14 protein-coding genes are annotated in these 15,257 nt (G+C 71.8%); 6 read left to right on the top strand and 8 right to left on the bottom strand.

Features of this window, described 5'->3' with window-relative positions:
* Window positions 1–13: 13 nt before the first annotated feature.
* From ABZ192_RS20335 to ABZ192_RS20325, 3 genes are read left to right on the top strand one after another with little or no spacing between them, the layout of a single operon-like run.
* Window positions 14–1,615, top strand: a complete 1,602-nt coding sequence (locus ABZ192_RS20335) for an iron ABC transporter permease (protein WP_356925923.1) — start codon at window positions 14–16, stop codon at window positions 1,613–1,615.
* Window positions 1,615–2,634, top strand: a complete 1,020-nt coding sequence (locus ABZ192_RS20330) for an ABC transporter ATP-binding protein (protein ID WP_356925848.1) — start codon at window positions 1,615–1,617, stop codon at window positions 2,632–2,634. Before ABZ192_RS20335 ends, ABZ192_RS20330 begins: the two co-directional genes overlap by 1 nt.
* A gap of 24 nt (window positions 2,635–2,658) precedes the next feature.
* Window positions 2,659–3,456 carry a maleylpyruvate isomerase family mycothiol-dependent enzyme gene (locus ABZ192_RS20325; RefSeq protein ID WP_356925847.1) on the top strand — a complete coding sequence of 266 codons (798 nt, stop codon included), beginning with the start codon at window positions 2,659–2,661 and terminating at the stop codon, window positions 3,454–3,456.
* A gap of 60 nt (window positions 3,457–3,516) precedes the next feature.
* Here the strand turns inward: ABZ192_RS20325 and ABZ192_RS20320 are convergent, their stop codons facing one another.
* From ABZ192_RS20320 to ABZ192_RS20290, 7 genes are all read right to left on the bottom strand, one after another.
* Window positions 3,517–4,176 carry an LAETG motif-containing sortase-dependent surface protein gene (locus ABZ192_RS20320; RefSeq protein ID WP_356925846.1) on the bottom strand — a complete coding sequence of 220 codons (660 nt, stop codon included), beginning with the start codon at window positions 4,174–4,176 and terminating at the stop codon, window positions 3,517–3,519.
* A gap of 204 nt (window positions 4,177–4,380) precedes the next feature.
* Window positions 4,381–5,502 (bottom strand): LOG family protein, encoded by a 1,122-nt coding sequence (locus ABZ192_RS20315; protein WP_356925845.1) that lies wholly within the window; start codon window positions 5,500–5,502, stop codon window positions 4,381–4,383.
* A 24-nt stretch (window positions 5,503–5,526) separates the two neighbouring features.
* The gene (locus tag ABZ192_RS20310) at window positions 5,527–5,934 is read right to left on the bottom strand and encodes a VOC family protein (protein ID WP_356925844.1); all 408 of its coding nucleotides are present in this window, start codon (window positions 5,932–5,934) and stop codon (window positions 5,527–5,529) included.
* A 112-nt stretch (window positions 5,935–6,046) separates the two neighbouring features.
* Window positions 6,047–7,663 (bottom strand): hypothetical protein, encoded by a 1,617-nt coding sequence (locus tag ABZ192_RS20305; RefSeq protein ID WP_356925843.1) that lies wholly within the window; start codon window positions 7,661–7,663, stop codon window positions 6,047–6,049.
* Window positions 7,645–8,394 carry an ATP-binding cassette domain-containing protein gene (locus tag ABZ192_RS20300; protein ID WP_356925842.1) on the bottom strand — a complete coding sequence of 250 codons (750 nt, stop codon included), beginning with the start codon at window positions 8,392–8,394 and terminating at the stop codon, window positions 7,645–7,647. The genes ABZ192_RS20305 and ABZ192_RS20300 overlap by 19 nt, the downstream gene beginning before the upstream one ends.
* Window positions 8,395–8,601: 207 nt before the next feature.
* Window positions 8,602–9,963: an aspartate aminotransferase family protein gene (locus tag ABZ192_RS20295; protein ID WP_356925841.1), complete on the bottom strand. Its 1,362-nt coding sequence runs from the start codon at window positions 9,961–9,963 to the stop codon at window positions 8,602–8,604.
* A gap of 19 nt (window positions 9,964–9,982) precedes the next feature.
* A complete protein-coding gene (locus ABZ192_RS20290; protein WP_356925840.1) occupies window positions 9,983–10,522 on the bottom strand; it encodes an Lrp/AsnC family transcriptional regulator in 540 nt (179 codons plus the stop codon).
* Between the two features lie 164 nt (window positions 10,523–10,686).
* Here ABZ192_RS20290 and ABZ192_RS20285 point away from each other — a divergent pair, with 164 nt between their 5' ends.
* The 3 genes from ABZ192_RS20285 (at window position 10,687) to ABZ192_RS20275 (ending at window position 14,533) form a co-directional block, all read left to right on the top strand.
* Window positions 10,687–12,126, top strand: a complete 1,440-nt coding sequence (locus ABZ192_RS20285) for a gamma-aminobutyraldehyde dehydrogenase (RefSeq protein ID WP_356925839.1) — start codon at window positions 10,687–10,689, stop codon at window positions 12,124–12,126.
* 107 nt (window positions 12,127–12,233) lie between these two features.
* The gene (locus ABZ192_RS20280) at window positions 12,234–12,761 is read left to right on the top strand and encodes a hypothetical protein (protein WP_356925838.1); all 528 of its coding nucleotides are present in this window, start codon (window positions 12,234–12,236) and stop codon (window positions 12,759–12,761) included.
* A gap of 128 nt (window positions 12,762–12,889) precedes the next feature.
* Window positions 12,890–14,533, top strand: coding sequence for a sigma-70 family RNA polymerase sigma factor (locus ABZ192_RS20275; protein WP_356925837.1), 1,644 nt, complete (start codon window positions 12,890–12,892; stop codon window positions 14,531–14,533).
* On the opposite strand, the gene ABZ192_RS20270 is transcribed toward ABZ192_RS20275, so the two are convergent.
* Entirely contained in the window at window positions 14,478–15,245 is a 768-nt protein-coding gene (locus ABZ192_RS20270; protein WP_356925922.1) for a glycerophosphodiester phosphodiesterase, read from the bottom strand. The genes ABZ192_RS20275 and ABZ192_RS20270 overlap by 56 nt on opposite strands.
* Between the last annotated feature and the right edge of the window lie 12 nt (window positions 15,246–15,257).

Below are 15,257 nucleotides of genomic sequence, written 5' to 3'. Positions count from 1 at the left end.
GCGGCTCGGGCTGATCGCCGTGCCCGTCGCGTTCTTCGCGGTCTTCTTCGCCTACCCCGTCGCCGCCATCGTCGCGCGCGGTCTGGAGGCCGACGGGGTCTGGCGGTTCGGGCGGATCGGGGAGGTGCTGGCGCAGTCCGACGTCCGGCACGTCCTGTGGTTCACCACCTGGCAGGCGGTCGTCTCGACGGTGCTCACGCTGCTGGTCGCGCTGCCCGGCGCGTATGTCTTCGCGCGCTTCGACTTCCCGGGCAAGCAGGTCCTGCGGGCGGTCGTGACCGTGCCGTTCGTGCTGCCGACGGTCGTCGTCGGTACGGCCTTCCTCGCGTTGGTCGGTCGGGGCGGGCTGCTGGACGAGCTGTGGGGCGTCCGCCTGGACACCACCGTGTGGGCGATCCTGCTCGCGCACGTCTTCTTCAACTACGCGGTCGTCGTGCGGACCGTCGGCGGGCTCTGGGCGCAGCTCGACCCGCGGCAGGAGGAGGCCGCACGGATGCTCGGCGCGTCGCCGCTGCGGGCCTGGCGGCAGGTCACGCTGCCCGCGCTCGCGCCCGCCGTGGCCGCCGCCGCGCTCATGGTCTTCCTGTTCACCTTCACCTCCTTCGGCGTCGTCCAGATCCTCGGCGGGCCGACCTTCTCGACGCTGGAGGTGGAGATCTACCGGCAGACGTCGGAGATCTTCGACCTGTCCACGGCGGCCGTGCTGACCTTGATCCAGTTCGTCGCGGTGGGCGCGATCCTCGCCCTGCACGCCTGGACCGTACGGCGGCGGGAGACCGCGCTGCGGCTGGTGGACCCGTCCGTGACCGCGCGCCGGCCGCGCGGCACGGGGCAGTGGGCGCTGCTGGGCGGGGTGCTCGTCACCGCCGTCGTGCTGCTCGTGCTGCCGCTCGCCGTGCTGGTGCAGCGTTCGCTGGACGCGCCCGGGTTCGGCTACTACCGGGCGCTGACCAGGGACGACGGCGGGGTGTTCCTGGTGGCGCCGATCGAGGCGATCGGCAACTCACTGGAGTACGCTGTCGCCGCGACCGCCATCGCCGTGGTGATCGGCGGTCTCGCCGCCGTCGCGCTCACCCGCCGGGACGCCGGGCGGTTCGTGCGCGGCTTCGACGCGCTGCTGATGCTGCCGCTCGGGGTGTCCGCGGTGACCGTGGGCTTCGGGTTCCTGATCGCCCTGGACGAGCCGCCGCTGGATCTGAGGGCCACCTGGATCCTGGTGCCGCTCGCGCAGGCGCTGGTCGGTGTGCCGTTCGTCGTGCGGACGATGCTGCCCGTGCTGCGGGCGGTGGACGTGCGGCTGCGGGAAGCGGCCTCGGTGCTGGGTGCCTCGCCCTGGCGGGTGTGGCGCGAGGTGGATCTGCCGATGGTGAGGCGGGCGCTGCTGATCGCCGCCGGGTTCGCCTTCGCGGTGTCGCTCGGGGAGTTCGGGGCGACGGTGTTCATCGCGCGGCCCGACAACCCGACGCTGCCGGTGGCGGTGGCGCGGCTGCTGGGGCGGCCCGGGGAGCTGAACTACGGCCAGGCGATGGCCCTTTCGACGATTCTGATGGTGGTGTGCGCCGTGGCCCTGCTCGTGCTGGAGAGGCTTCGCACCGACCGGAGCGGGGAGTTCTGATGCTGCTGGCCCTGGAGGGTGCGACGGTCCGTTTCGGCGGGCGTGCCGTGCTGGACGCCGTCGATCTGGAGGTCGCCGAGCACGAGGTCGTGTGTGTGCTCGGGCCCAGCGGCAGCGGCAAGTCGACGCTGCTGCGGGTCGTGGCGGGGCTCCAGCCGCTCGACTCCGGGCAGGTCGTGCTCGACGGGCGCGACCAGGCCGGCGTGCCCGCGCACCGGCGCGGGGTCGGGCTGATGTTCCAGGACCACCAGCTGTTCCCGCAGCGGGACGTGGGCGGCAACGTCGCCTTCGGGCTGCGCATGCACGGGACGTCGAAGCGGCAACAGGCCGACCGGGTACAGGAGTTGCTGGACCTGGTCGGACTGCCGGGCGCGTCCCGCCGGGCCGTCGCGGCGCTGTCCGGCGGGGAACAGCAGCGCGTGGCGCTGGCCCGGGCCCTGGCGCCGAGCCCCCGGCTGCTGATGCTGGACGAGCCGCTGGGCCAGCTCGACCGCTCGCTCAGGGAGCGGCTGGTCGTCGAACTGAAGGAGTTGTTCGGCCGGTTGGGCACGACCGTGCTCGCCGTGACGCACGACCAGGGGGAGGCCTTCGCGCTGGCCGACCGGGTCGTGGTGATGCGGGACGGGCGGATCGCCCAGTCCGGTACGCCTCTTGAGGTGTGGCAGCGGCCGGCCGACGCGTTCGTGGCTCGCTTCCTCGGCTTCGAGAACGTCGTCGAGGCGACGGTCGGGGCGGAGGCCGCGGACACGCCGTGGGGCAAGGTGCCGGTGCCGGAGGATGCCTCGCAGGGCACGCGGACCCTGCTCGTGCGGCCCGCCGGTGTGCGCTTGGTGCCCGCCGGTACGGGCCTGCGCTGCACGGTGACCGCGCGCACCTTCAAGGGCACCCATGTCGCCGTCCACCTCCAGCCCGAGGACGCCCCGCGCCTGGAGGCCGCCTGTGCGCTGCGTGTGGCGCCGGAGCCGGGGGACGAGGTGGGGGTGGAGTTCGACGCCGCCGAAATCGTGGTGCTCGACTGATCTGCTGCCGCTTAGGGTGCGGGCATGACGTTACTCGCACACGACCGCTACTGCGACGAAATCGCCCACCAGGTGGGTCTGTTGAGGTCCGTGGTCACCTCCGGCGCGGATCTGTCCGGCACCGTGCCCACCTGCCCTGACTGGTCGCTGGAGGACCTGGTCCGGCACATGGGCGGGGCTCTGCGCTGGGTGGAGTTCATCGTGCGGACCCGGGCCGAGGAGGAGGTGCCCGAGGAGCGGGTGCCCGGCCTCGCCGGACCCGGAACCCGGGGTGACGCCGCCGTACTGGACGCATGGCTGGCGGAGGGCGGTGAGCAGGTCGTCGCGGCGCTGCGGGAGGCCGGGCCGGACACGAAGGTGTGGAGCTGGGCGGGGATCCTCAACTCCGGGTTCTGGGCCCGCCGGATGACCCACGAGATCACCGTGCACCGCGCGGACGCCGCGCTCGCCGCCGGACTGCCCTACGAGGTCGCGCCCGACGTGGCCGCCGACGCGATCGACGAGTGGCTCCAGATCGTCGAGTTCGTCCAGCGGACGGCACCGCACGACACGACGCGGGAACTGCGCGGGCCGGGCCGCAGCATCCACCTGCACGCCACCGACACCGGCGCCGACCTCGACGCCGAGTGGCTCATCGAACTCACCGAAGCCGGCGTCACCTGGCGCCGCGGCCACGAGAAGGCCACCGTCGCCCTGCGCGGACCGCTCACCCCCATCCTGCTCGCGTTCTACCGCCGGCTGCCGCTGGACGCACCGGAGTTGGAGGTGCTGGGGGAGCGGGAACTGCTGGAGTTCTGGCTGGAGCGGGCGACGTTCGGGTGAGACGGGACGTGGCCCGCCCCAGGGATCACGGGACGGGCCACATCACGGTGTGCGCAGGCGTCAGCTGTCGCTGCTGTTCGCCCCACGACGGCGCATGCCGAAGAACACGGCGCCGCCACCGATGACGACCAGGGCCGCCGCGATGCCGGCGATGATGCCGGTGTTGGAGTCGGCACCGGTCTCGGCGAGGTTGGAGTCACCGGCCGCGGGCGCGGGCGCGTTGCCCGCCGGCGTGGTGCTCTCGCTCTCCGACGGCGACGGAGCCGGGGTGTCGGTCTCCTCGGCCGGCTTCGACGGGGAGGCCGACGGGGTCGGCGTGGCCGGCGGGGTCGCCGGCGGCTTCTCCTCTTCCTTCTTGCAGGCCGTGGCCGGGGTGACGAGGTTCGGCTTGATGTCCTCGTCGACGTACGGAGTGGCCTTCACGTGGATGCGGTACTCCGCGTTCGGCTTCCAGTTCTCGGCGAAGGTGATGGTGGTGCCTTCGCGCGAGCCCTTGACCACCTGCTCGCCGACCTTCTTCACATCGGCGCCGTTGTTCTCCAGGTACACGGTGATCGTCGCCGGGACGCCGGCGGGGTCCACGTCGGTGACGGTGATGACGCCCTTGTCACCCTCGCACTTCGCCTCGGCCGAGAACTCGTTGATGTTGCAGGCGAGCGCGTTGCCGGCGGCACCGAGCGCGAGCGCGGCCGAGGCGGAGACGACACCGAGGATCCGCACGGAACGTGCGACGGTACGGCGCGAAGCCGTACGGCGTGATAGGGACAGAACTGCCACGTTTGTCCTTTACAGGATGCGCAAATGCGGGGGGTGGAGGCAGCGCTGACTGAACATCAGCACTACCGGGAGGCTCTCAGGTCTATAAGCGTCGCATAAGTAGTGTCAACGCATATGCAGGCTGCAAGCACTTGCTTTGCCAGCTTATTAACCGCCGAGACGTTTCAACGCCTCCGGCGCCTCCTCGATCCGCTCCACGAGCGCGATCCGGGCCTCCATCGAACGGCCCCTGGCCAGCGACTGGAGCAACGGCCACGTCGGCAGCTTCTCCGTCCAGTGCGCCCGGTTCACGAGCACCATCGGCGTCGGCTCGCCGCGCGACTCGTAGTAGTTGGGCGTCGCGTTGTCGAAGATCTCCTGGACGGTCCCGGCGGCGCCCGGCAGGAACACCACGCCCGCGTTGGACCGGGCCAGCAGGCCGTCCTCGCGGGTGGCGTTGGCGAAGTACTTGGCGATGTGCGACGCGAAGGCGTTCGGCGGCTCGTGGCCGTAGAACCAGGTCGGGATCCCCACGGAACGCCCGCCCTGCGGCCAGCGCGCGCGTATCTCGAAGGCGGCCGCCGCCCACTGGGTGATCGACGGCGTGAAGTGCGGTGCCTTGGCGAGCAGTTCGAGCGCCTCGGCGAGCATCTCGTCGCCGAACGGGGCGGCGTACGCGCCGAGGTTCGCGGCTTCCATCGCGCCCGGACCGCCGCCCGTGGCGACCGTGAGACCGGCCCGGGCCAGCTCCCGGCCGAGCCGCGCCGCCCCCGCGTACTCCTGTGTGCCACGGGCCATCGCGTGGCCACCCATCACGCCCACGACCCGGACGCCGGACAGGAGTTCGTCGAGCGCGTCCGAGACGGAGTCGTCGTGGACCGCGCGCAGCATGGAGGCGTAGATGTCCCGGTCCGCCTTCGTGCGCTGGAACCAGGCGTAGGCCTGGGCGTCGGGCGTGGCCTCGTAGCCGTCCGGCAGCGACTCGAAGAGCTCGTCCGGCGAGTAGACATGGCCGCGATACGGGTCGAAGGGCAGGTCCGGGACCGGCGGGAAGACCAGGGCGCCGTCCGTGCGGATCTTCGCGGCGGCCTCCTCGCGCATCGCGCAGCCGAGGAAGACGGCGCCCGTGGTGTCCGTGCCGAGCAGTTCGCGCGTACGGTCCGTCAGGTCGACGGCCTGGACGCGGTGACCGGCGAGCGTGCCGCGCGCCGCGACGGTCGCGTCGAACTCCTCGAGCGTCTCGATCTCACGGTCGTCATGGTGGGCCGCATGGGCGGGCATCGTCTGCACGCGCCCATGCTGGCACAGCGCGCCTCAGCCCTCGACGGCCGTCGGGTCCATCCACACGACCTCGAAGGTGTGGCCGTCCGGGTCGTCGAAGGCGCGGCCGTACATGAACCCGTGGTCCTGCGTCTCGCCGGAGACGGAACCGCCCGCCGCGACCGCCTTCTCGACCAGCTCGTCGACCTTCTCGCGGCTCTCGGAGCTGAGCGCGATCAGCACCTCGCTGGTCTTCTTCGCGTCCGCGATCTCCTTCTTGGTGAACTGGGCGTACTTCTCCTTGGTGTGCACCATCACCACGATGGTCTCGCTGATCACGACCGAGGCGGTGCTGTCGTCGCTGAACTGCTCGTTGATCGAGTAGCCGAGCTCCGTGAAGAACTTCTTCGAGGCGTCCAGGTCGCTGACGCACAGGTTCACGAAGATCATCTGCTGGTACATGCGAGGTCTCTCCCATCGGGTGTGTGTCGTTACGCGGGGATAGACCGGGGGCCTGAGCGGAACTCATCGCCGTGCGGAGATTTTTTTCGCACGAGTTTTCAGCGGACCGGCGTCAGCGGGCCAGCGGCAGCGCCGCCAGTTCGGCGACAGTGAGAGTGAGCGGGCCGAACAGGGCGAGCAGGGCGCCCGCGCGGAGGGCGGCGGCGCTGCGGAGCATCGTCGCGGGGGCGCCGAGCCGCAGCAGGGCGGCGGTGGTGTCGGCGCGGGCCTGACGGGCTTCGACGGCGGCCGTGAGCAGCGTCGCCACGGTGCAGCCGGTCACCAGCAGCATGCCGAGCGTGGTGAGCGGACCGAGGGACAGTCCGTCCGGGGCGTGCAGCAGCGCCATGGCGTACGCCGCCGCCAGCACCGCGCAGACCACGCCCAGGGGGCGGCCGATCCGGGCGGCCTCGGCCATGAGGATCCGGCCGGCCAGGAGCCGGAGGGCGCCGGGGCGGGCCGACTGGAGCAGCCGTCCGCACAGATGGGTCAGGCCCGGCCCGGCCAGGGCCAGACCGGCGGCGGCCAGGGCCCAGCCCGCCAGGACGCCCGGGGAGGCACCGGAGAAGGTGAGGTCGGGGGGCGTGGGGGAGGTGCGGCTCGTGTACGTCTCCACGGCGAGACCCGCGGCCAGGACGGTGATGCCCCAGGGGAGGCCGGAGGGGGCGGCGGTGGGGGCGTTGTCCGGCAGGGCGGTTGCGGGCAGGGCTGTTTCCGGCAGTGCCGCGTCGGAAGCGGCGGCGGTGGAAGCGGCGGGCTCGCCGTCGCCGTCCGGTGCCGCCGCGTGCCGGGCGGACTGCCGGGCGGCGTCTGCGGCCGCGTGTGCGGCGCTGCCGGCCGGGATCACGGCGCTCACGGTGCCCTGTGCCGCCGTCCGGGACCCGGACGGCTCGGCCGGGTCCTCGACCGCGCTCACCGTGCTCCCGGCGCCCCGCGCGGTCGGGCCCGCGGCCGATGCCGGGACGGACCCGCCCGTCCGCGCCGGAGACGGCCCGCCGTGCTGCGCGTTCTGCTGCCCGGCCCCGGCCGCTGCGGAGGGCTCGGTGGCACGACCGTCCGTGGGCCGGATGATCTGCCGGCCGAATCGGCCGTACGCCCCGAAGGTCTCGCGTGTGGCGGTGCGCCGGTACGCACCGAAACGGCCGTACGTCCCGGCGGGCCGGGCCGGGGCCGGGCCCGCCTCCCTCGGCCGCAGCACCAGGGCCACCGTCACCGACGCCGCTCCGGGAACGAGCGCGAGCAGCATCAGGGCTCCCGGCAGCGGCAGCGGGTGGCCCGCCGCGAGCGACTCGGCGGCCGCGCCGTCGAACGGCATGCCCGTCAGGTCGCCGCGCAGGTGCAGGAAGACCAGCAGGGCCAGCACCGACCCCAGGACGCAGGACAGGGCCGTCGTCGTCGCCGAGAGGGCCATCAGGCGCAGCGGGCCGAGTCCGATCGCGGAGAGGCCGGTGCGGGGCTTCGTGGCGGGGTCGGTGCGGGCCACCGCGACCGCGAAGTACACCGTGGCGGCCAAGGGGGCCACGCACCAGGCGAGCCGCAGCAGGGCGGCGCCGGTGGCACCGGGGTGGTTCAGCGCGTAGCCGAGGGCGCAGAGCAACAGGAAACCCGTCCCCGCCGAGGCCGCCGCGACCAGCAGGCGGCGCAGCTGGACGGCGGGGTGGGCGCCGCGGGTCAGACGGAGAGCGAGCACGCGGCCCGGCCTTCCGTCTCGGTGGGCCCGCCGACCGGCGGCAGGTGCACCGTCTGCACGCGCCGCCCGTCGAGCAGGGACACCGTGCGGTCGGCGAGCCCCGCGGTCTCCGCGTCGTGCGTGGCCAGGACGACCGTGATGCCGTGGGAGCGGGCCGCCGTGGTGAGGGTGCGCAGCACATGGGCGCGGTCGGCGCGGTGCAGGGGCGCCGTGGGCTCGTCGGCGAACAGGACCGACGGGGCGGGGGCGAGGGCACGGGCGATGCACACCCGCTGCCGCTCGGCCTGCACCAGCTGGTGCGGGCGTTTGCGGGCGCCCTCGCCGATGTCCAGGCGCTCCAGCCACTCCAGGGCCGCCTTCTTGGCACGGCGCCTGCTGGTGCCGCGCAGCATCAGCGGCAGGGCGGTGTTCTCCCAGGCGTTGAGCTCCGGGACCAGCGAGGGAGCCGGGTCGATCCAGCCGAAGCGGTCGCGGCGCAGCCGCTCGCGGGTGAGGGGGCCCATGGTGTGCACGGGCACGCTGTTGAACCAGACCTCGCCGCGCCGGACGGGCACCAGGCCGGACAGGCACCGCAGCAGGGTGGTCTTGCCGCTGCCGCGCGGGCCGCTGACGGCGAGGATCTCGCCCTCCCGGACGCCGAGCGAGACACCGCTGAGCGCGGGGGAGCCGTCGTCGTGCTGGAAGTGCAGGGCGCGTGCCCAGAGCACGTCGTTGTCCGGCGGGGCCTCCATGGGCGTACACCTCGGTTCAGATCCGTAGTTCCCGTGCCAATCCCCCGTGCGGGGGAACGAAGGCAGGGCCGATCGGTCACTGGCACGCTAGGCAGAAGGCGGCGGGACGCCGGACAGCACGCGGCCCCGGACCGCCGTTTCTCACTCGAACGGGCGGCACCGGGGCCGGTGTTGATCATTCATGCAGACGATCGGAGCGACGCGGGGTCACAGCTTCGTCCACGCCTCCGACAGCGTGGCGCGCAGGATCTGCTCGATCTCGTCGAACGTCGACTGGTCGGAGATCAGCGGCGGGGCGAGCTGGACGACCGGGTCGCCGCGGTCGTCGGCCCGGCAGTACAGGCCGTTCTCGTACAGCTTCTTGGAGAGGAAGCCGTACAGGACCCGCTCGGTCTCGTCCGCGTCGAAGGATTCCCTGGTGTCCTTGTCCTTGACCAGCTCGATGCCGTAGAAGAAGCCGTTGCCGCGGACGTCGCCGACGATCGGCAGGTCGTGGAGCTTCTCCAGGGTGGCGCGGAAGTTGCCCTCGTTGTCCAGCACGTGCTGGTTGAGGTTCTCGCGCTCGAACAGGTCGAGGTTGGCCAGGCCCACGGCCGCGGAGACCGGGTGGCCGCCGAAGGTGTAGCCGTGCAGGAAGGTGTTGTCGCCCTTGTAGAACGGCTCGGCGAGGCGGTCGGAGACGATGCACGCGCCTATGGGGGAATAGCCCGAGGTCATGCCCTTGGCGCAGGTGATCATGTCCGGGACGTAGTCGAACTTGTCGCAGGCGAAGTACGTGCCCAGCCGGCCGAAGGCGCAGATGACCTCGTCGGAGACGAGCAGCACGTCGTACTGGTCGCAGATCTCGCGCACCCGCTGGAAGTAGCCGGGCGGGGGCGGGAAGCAGCCGCCCGCGTTCTGCACCGGCTCCAGGAAGACCGCGGCGACCGTGTCCGGGCCCTCGAAGAGGATCTGCTGCTCGATCTGGTCGGCGGCCCAGCGGCCGAAGGCCTCGGGGTCGTCGCCGTGGATCGGCGCCCGGTAGATGTTCGTGTTCGGGACCTTGTGGGCGCCCGGCACCAGGGGCTCGAAGGGCGCCTTCAGAGCGGGCAGCCCGGTGATGGACAGGGCGCCCTGCGGGGTGCCGTGGTAGGCGACCGCGCGGGAGATGACCTTGTGCTTGGTGGGCTTGCCGACCAGCTTGAAGTACTGCTTGGCGAGCTTCCAGGCCGTCTCGACCGCCTCACCGCCGCCGGTGGTGAAGAAGACCTTGTTCAGGTCGCCCGGTGCGTGGTGCGCGAGGCGCTCGGCCAGCTCGACGGCCTTGGGGTGGGCGTAGGACCACACCGGGAAGAACGCCAGCTCCTGCGCCTGCTTGAAGGCGGTCTCGGCGAGCTCGACGCGGCCGTGCCCGGCCTGCACCACGAACAGGCCGGCGAGACCGTCGAGGTAGCGCTTGCCCTGGTCGTCGTAGATGTACGTGCCCTCGCCCCGGACGATGGTGGGGACGGGGGACTTCTCGTACGACGACATGCGCGTGAAGTGCATCCACAGGTGGTCGTACGCAGTCTGGGAGAGGTCCTTGCTCACGGCTATCGGGTCCTCACGGTTATCGGGTTCCCCACATGTAGGTCTGCTTCTTGAGCTTGAGGTAGACGAAGCTCTCGGTGGAGCGCACTCCGGGGACGGCCCGGATGCGTTTGTTGATGACCTCCAGGAGGTGGTCGTCGTCCTCGCAGACGATCTCCACCATCAGGTCGAATGAGCCTGCGGTCATCACCACGTACTCGCATTCGGACATGGCCGTGAGCGCGTCCGCCACCGACTCCACGTCGCCCTCGACGTTGACGCCGACCATCGCCTGTCTGCGGAAACCCACGGTGAGCGGGTCCGTGACGGCGACGATCTGCATCACGCCCTGGTCGAGCAGCTTCTGGACGCGCTGGCGCACGGCCGCCTCGGACAGGCCCACGGCCTTGCCGATGGCGGCGTACGGCCGGCGGCCGTCCTCCTGGAGCTGCTCGATGATGGCGAGGGAGACGGCGTCCAGCTGGGGCGAGCTGCCGTTCCTGGACTCGCGGGAGGACTCGCGGTGCTCCCGCGAGCCCTTCTGGTCTGCGCTTCGACTGGCCACGAGGTCACTGTGCACGAGGTCTCGACACTTCCGCAAGCCTCGATCGATGAAATCCGTTGTTTCAGTAGCCGACTCCTGCGGATTCCGCACGATCGAAGGGAGCGGGGGTGTTGAAAACGTGGGTCGGCCGATTAGGGTGGGTGTCTCAAGTACTGGACATCCGAACTGGAGGGCCGGCAGTGAGCACCGAGCTGCGTCGTCTGCGCAACTACATCGGCGGTGAGTTCCGGGACGCCGCCGACGGACGGACCACCGAGGTGGTCAATCCCGCGACGGGCGAGGCGTACGCGACCGCTCCGCTGTCCGGGCAGGCGGACGTGGACGCCGCGATGGCGGCGGCCGCCGAGGCCTTCCCCGGCTGGCGCGACACCACGCCCGCCGAGCGCCAGAAGGCCCTGCTGAAGATCGCGGACGCCTTCGAGGAGCGCGCCGAGGAACTGATCGCGGCCGAGGTGGAGAACACGGGCAAGCCGGTCGGGCTGACCCGCTCCGAGGAGATCCCGCCGATGGTCGACCAGATCCGCTTCTTCGCGGGCGCGGCGCGGATGCTCGAGGGCCGCTCGGCCGGTGAGTACATGGAGGGCCTGACCTCCATCGTGCGCCGCGAGCCGGTCGGCGTCTGCGCGCAGGTCGCGCCGTGGAACTACCCGATGATGATGGCCGTGTGGAAGTTCGCCCCGGCGATCGCGGCGGGCAACACGGTCGTGCTGAAGCCGTCCGACACCACCCCGGCGTCCACGGTGCTGATCGCGGAGATCCTCGGCGGAATCCTGCCGAAGGGCGTCTTCAACGTCATCTGCGGCGACCGCGAGACCGGCCGCCTGATGGTCGAGCACGAGATCCCGGCGATGGCCTCCATCACCGGTTCCGTACGGGCCGGCATGCAGGTCGCCGAGTCCGCGGCCAAGGACGTCAAGCGCGTCCACCTGGAGCTGGGCGGCAAGGCGCCGGTCGTGGTCTTCGAGGACACCGACATCGCCAAGGCCGTCGAGGACATCTCGGTCGCGGGCTACTTCAACGCCGGCCAGGACTGCACGGCCGCCACGCGCGTCCTCGTCCACGAGTCCATCCACGACGAGTTCGTCTCCGCGCTGTCGAAGGCCGCCGCCGAGACGAAGACCGGGCAGCCGGACGACGAGGACGTGCTGTTCGGCCCGCTCAACAACCCCAACCAGCTCAAGCAGGTCGAGGGCTTCATCGAGCGGCTGCCCGCGCACGCGCGCGTGGAGGCCGGCGGCAAGCGGGTCGGCGACAAGGGCTACTTCTACGCGCCGACCGTCGTCTCGGGCCTGAAGCAGGACGACGAGATCATCCAGAAGGAGGTCTTCGGCCCGGTCATCACCGTGCAGTCGTTCCGCGACGAGGACCAGGCGGTGGAGTGGGCCAACGGCGTCGAGTACGCGCTCGCCTCCTCCGTGTGGACCAAGGACCACGGCCGCGCCATGCGGATGTCCAAGAAGCTCGACTTCGGCTGCGTCTGGATCAACACGCACATCCCGCTGGTCGCCGAGATGCCGCACGGCGGCTTCAAGAAGTCCGGCTACGGCAAGGACCTGTCGGGGTACGGCTTCGACGACTACACGCGGATCAAGCACGTGATGACGTCGCTGGACGCGTAGTCACTCCGTTCTGTTCCGACGGCCCCGGGCGCTGATGCCGCCCGGGGCCGTTCGTCTGCCCGCGGAACTGTTTTTGAACATGTTCAACACAGGCGTAGAGTGCCGCCATGAGCGACAGAGCCGCCCTGCTGAAGGGCATCCGTGCGTGGCTGGTCTTCTTCGTCGTGTGCCTGGTGCTCAGCGGCGCCACGGCCTTTCCCCTCGTACACGAACTGCGCTGGACCGAGGACCTGCTGCACGCGCTGTCCGTGGGTGACTACCTGCCCGGGCTGACGGACTGGATCGAGCGGGTCCGGGCCGGGCTCGACGAGGCCGACGCCGAGTACCCCTTCCTCCTCTACGGCACGGACTGGCTGGCCTTCGCGCACCTGGTGATCGCGGTCGCCTTCTACGGGCCCTACCGCGACCCGGTCCGCAACATCTGGGTCGTCGAGTTCGGGATGATCGCCTGCGCGGGGATCATCCCGCTCGCCCTGATCTGCGGACCTATCCGTCAGATCCCCTTCTGGTGGTCGGTGATCGACATGGCCTTCGGAGTGCTCGGGGTGATCCCGCTGTACGTCGTCCGGCAGCGGATCAAGCGGCTGGAGGCGCTGACTGCCCCGGCGACCGCCGCCCCGGCGTTCGGCGGCTGAGAAAAACTGTTATCCCGAGAACCTTCACGCCGTCTCCCCGCATGTGATCCCCCACATAGCCAAGACCCCCGTCCTGCCTGAGAGGGTGCGTGCGGAAAAGTACTGATCTCAGCCGGCGAGAGGCCACCGTGGACAGTCAGCACTGGCGCGCCGTCATCACGGCGGCGCAGGCCGGCGACCGGCAGGCGCTGGACGAACTGGTCGCGGGCTGGCTGCCGCTGGTCTACAACATCGTGGGCCGGGCCCTGAACGGCCACGCCGACGTCGACGACGTCGTGCAGGAGACCATGCTGCGCGCGGTCGACCACCTCGGTTCGCTGCGCGACCCGGACAGCTTCCGATCCTGGCTGGTGGCGATCGCCATGCGCCAGATACGCGACCGGGCCCGGCGCCGCACCCCGGAGCGGCTGGAGGAGCCGGCGGCCTCCGACTTCGCCGAACTGACCGTGCTGCGGCTCCAGCTGGAGGGGCAGCGGCGCGAGGTCGCCGAGGCCGTGCGCTGGCTCGACGACGAGGACCGGCAACTGCTGTCGCTGTGGTGGCTGGAGGTCGCGGGCGAACTGACCCGGCGCGAGCTGGCCGCCGCCGTCGGCATCACCCGGCAGCACGCCGCCGTGCGCGTCCAGCGGATGAAGGAGCGCCTGGAGACCTCGCGCGGCATCGTCCGCGCCCTGGACGGCGCCTGCCCCGGCCTGCGCGAACTGACCGGCCGGTGGGACGGCCGGCCCGACTCGGTGTGGCGCAAGCGGCTGGCCCGGCACATCCGCGGCTGCGGCTACTGCGGCGACACCCGCGAGACGGTCGTACCGGCGGAACGCCTCCTGGTCGGCATCGCGCTCGTCCCGCTGCCCGTCGGGTTCACCCTGTCGCTCGCCTTCGGCGGCAAGACGGCCGTGGCCGCCACCTCCGCCGGGTGGTCCGCCAAGCTGCTGGGCGCGCTCACCAAACCGGCCGTCGCGATGACCGCCGGCGCGACGATCGTGGCGGGCGGCGCGTACGTCGTCACCCAGCCGCCTCACACCCCGCCTCCCCGGGCCGCGGTCACCCCCACGGCCACGGCCACGTCCGAACCGCCGCCCTCCGCCACGCCCAGCCCCAGCCCCACCCCCAGGCCCTCACCGTCGGCGACGAAGAAGGCGGACCTGTACGGCACGGTCGTCGACGCCGTCGACCGCGCCCCCGACCCGGACGCCCGGCCCGCCGCCCTGCCCCGCCGCCCCGAGTCCGGGGTCACCAGCACCGGCGGCCCGAAGGCCGTCATGCAACACCGTGGCGACAGCGTGACGCTGAGCGGCCGGGGCTATGTCCTGGTCCGCTGGCAGATCTCGCCGCACGCCCGGCCCGGCGGGGTGGTCATGCCGACCTGGACCGGCCTGAAGGGCAAGCTGTTCCATGTGGCCTCCGGCGGCTCGCGCCGCATGGACGACCCGCTGCCCGGCGCCCCGAACGGCTACGTCACCGGTATGGGCGGCCCCGACATCGGATACGCCGTACTGCCGCCCGGCACCCAGCAGATGTGGCAGAACGAGTACTTCTACGTCGACGGCACCGTCACCCTCACCCAGAACGAACGCGGCTGCGACTACGGCATCGCCGTCTTCCCCTCCGACTGGGCGGCCGTGGACAAGGACGTCAACACGGGCCCCGCCCAGGGCGCCATCCGCTACGGCCTCGTCCGCGACACCGGCACCGACAGCGCGCCGGTGCCGCAGTACGTCACGCGGGCGACCCCGGCCGATCCGGCGACGGTCCCGCAACGCTCGCGCGTGTAGCGCACAGCACGTCGATGCGGTTGGTCGTGATCGAGTCCACTCCCGCGTGCAGCAGCCGCCGCATGGAGCGCCGGGTGTCGGGAGTCCAGACGGAGAGCAGGTAGCCGTCGCGGTGGACCCGCTCGGCGAGGGGCCGGTCCACCAGGCCGAAACGGTAGTTGAGCCAGCGCGGGCGGATCGCCTCCAGCAGGACGGGCCGGGGCGGGGCCAGTGTCGTCCAGGTGAGGGCGATCTCGGCGGCCGGGTCCGCCGCGCGCACGGCGAGCATGGCGTCGGCGCCCGCGCAGTAGTAGACGCGGTCCGCGGCCCCGGCCTCCCGTACGGCGTCCGTGACCCGCCGCACCGCCCGTACGTCGGGCGAGCCGGGCAGGTCGATCATCACCCGGTGGCCGTCGGTCGCGGCCAGCGCCTCCGTCAGGGTGGGGACCCCGCCGTCGGTCAGCCCGCGCACCTCCTCCCAGGACAGCGCGAGCACCGGCCGCTCCAGCTCCCAGAGACGCTTCAGCGTGTCGTCGTGCAGCAGCACGGGCACGCCGTCCCGGGTGAGCCGTACGTCGATCTCCACCGCGTCCGCGCCCCGGCCGAGCGCGGAACGCAGCGAGGCGACGGTGTTCTCCCGGTGGCGGTAGGGGTCGCCCCGGTGGGCCACGGCGGTCACGCGCCGCCCGGCAGGCCCGGGGTGTCCCGGGTGCTCGGGGTGCTCGGGGCGCATGGGGTGCTTGGG

It is taken from the genome of Streptomyces sp. NPDC006235, assembly GCF_040613735.1.
Classification (GTDB): Bacteria; Actinomycetota; Actinomycetes; order Streptomycetales; family Streptomycetaceae; genus Streptomyces.
This window is presented reverse-complemented; position numbering and strand designations above follow the sequence as displayed.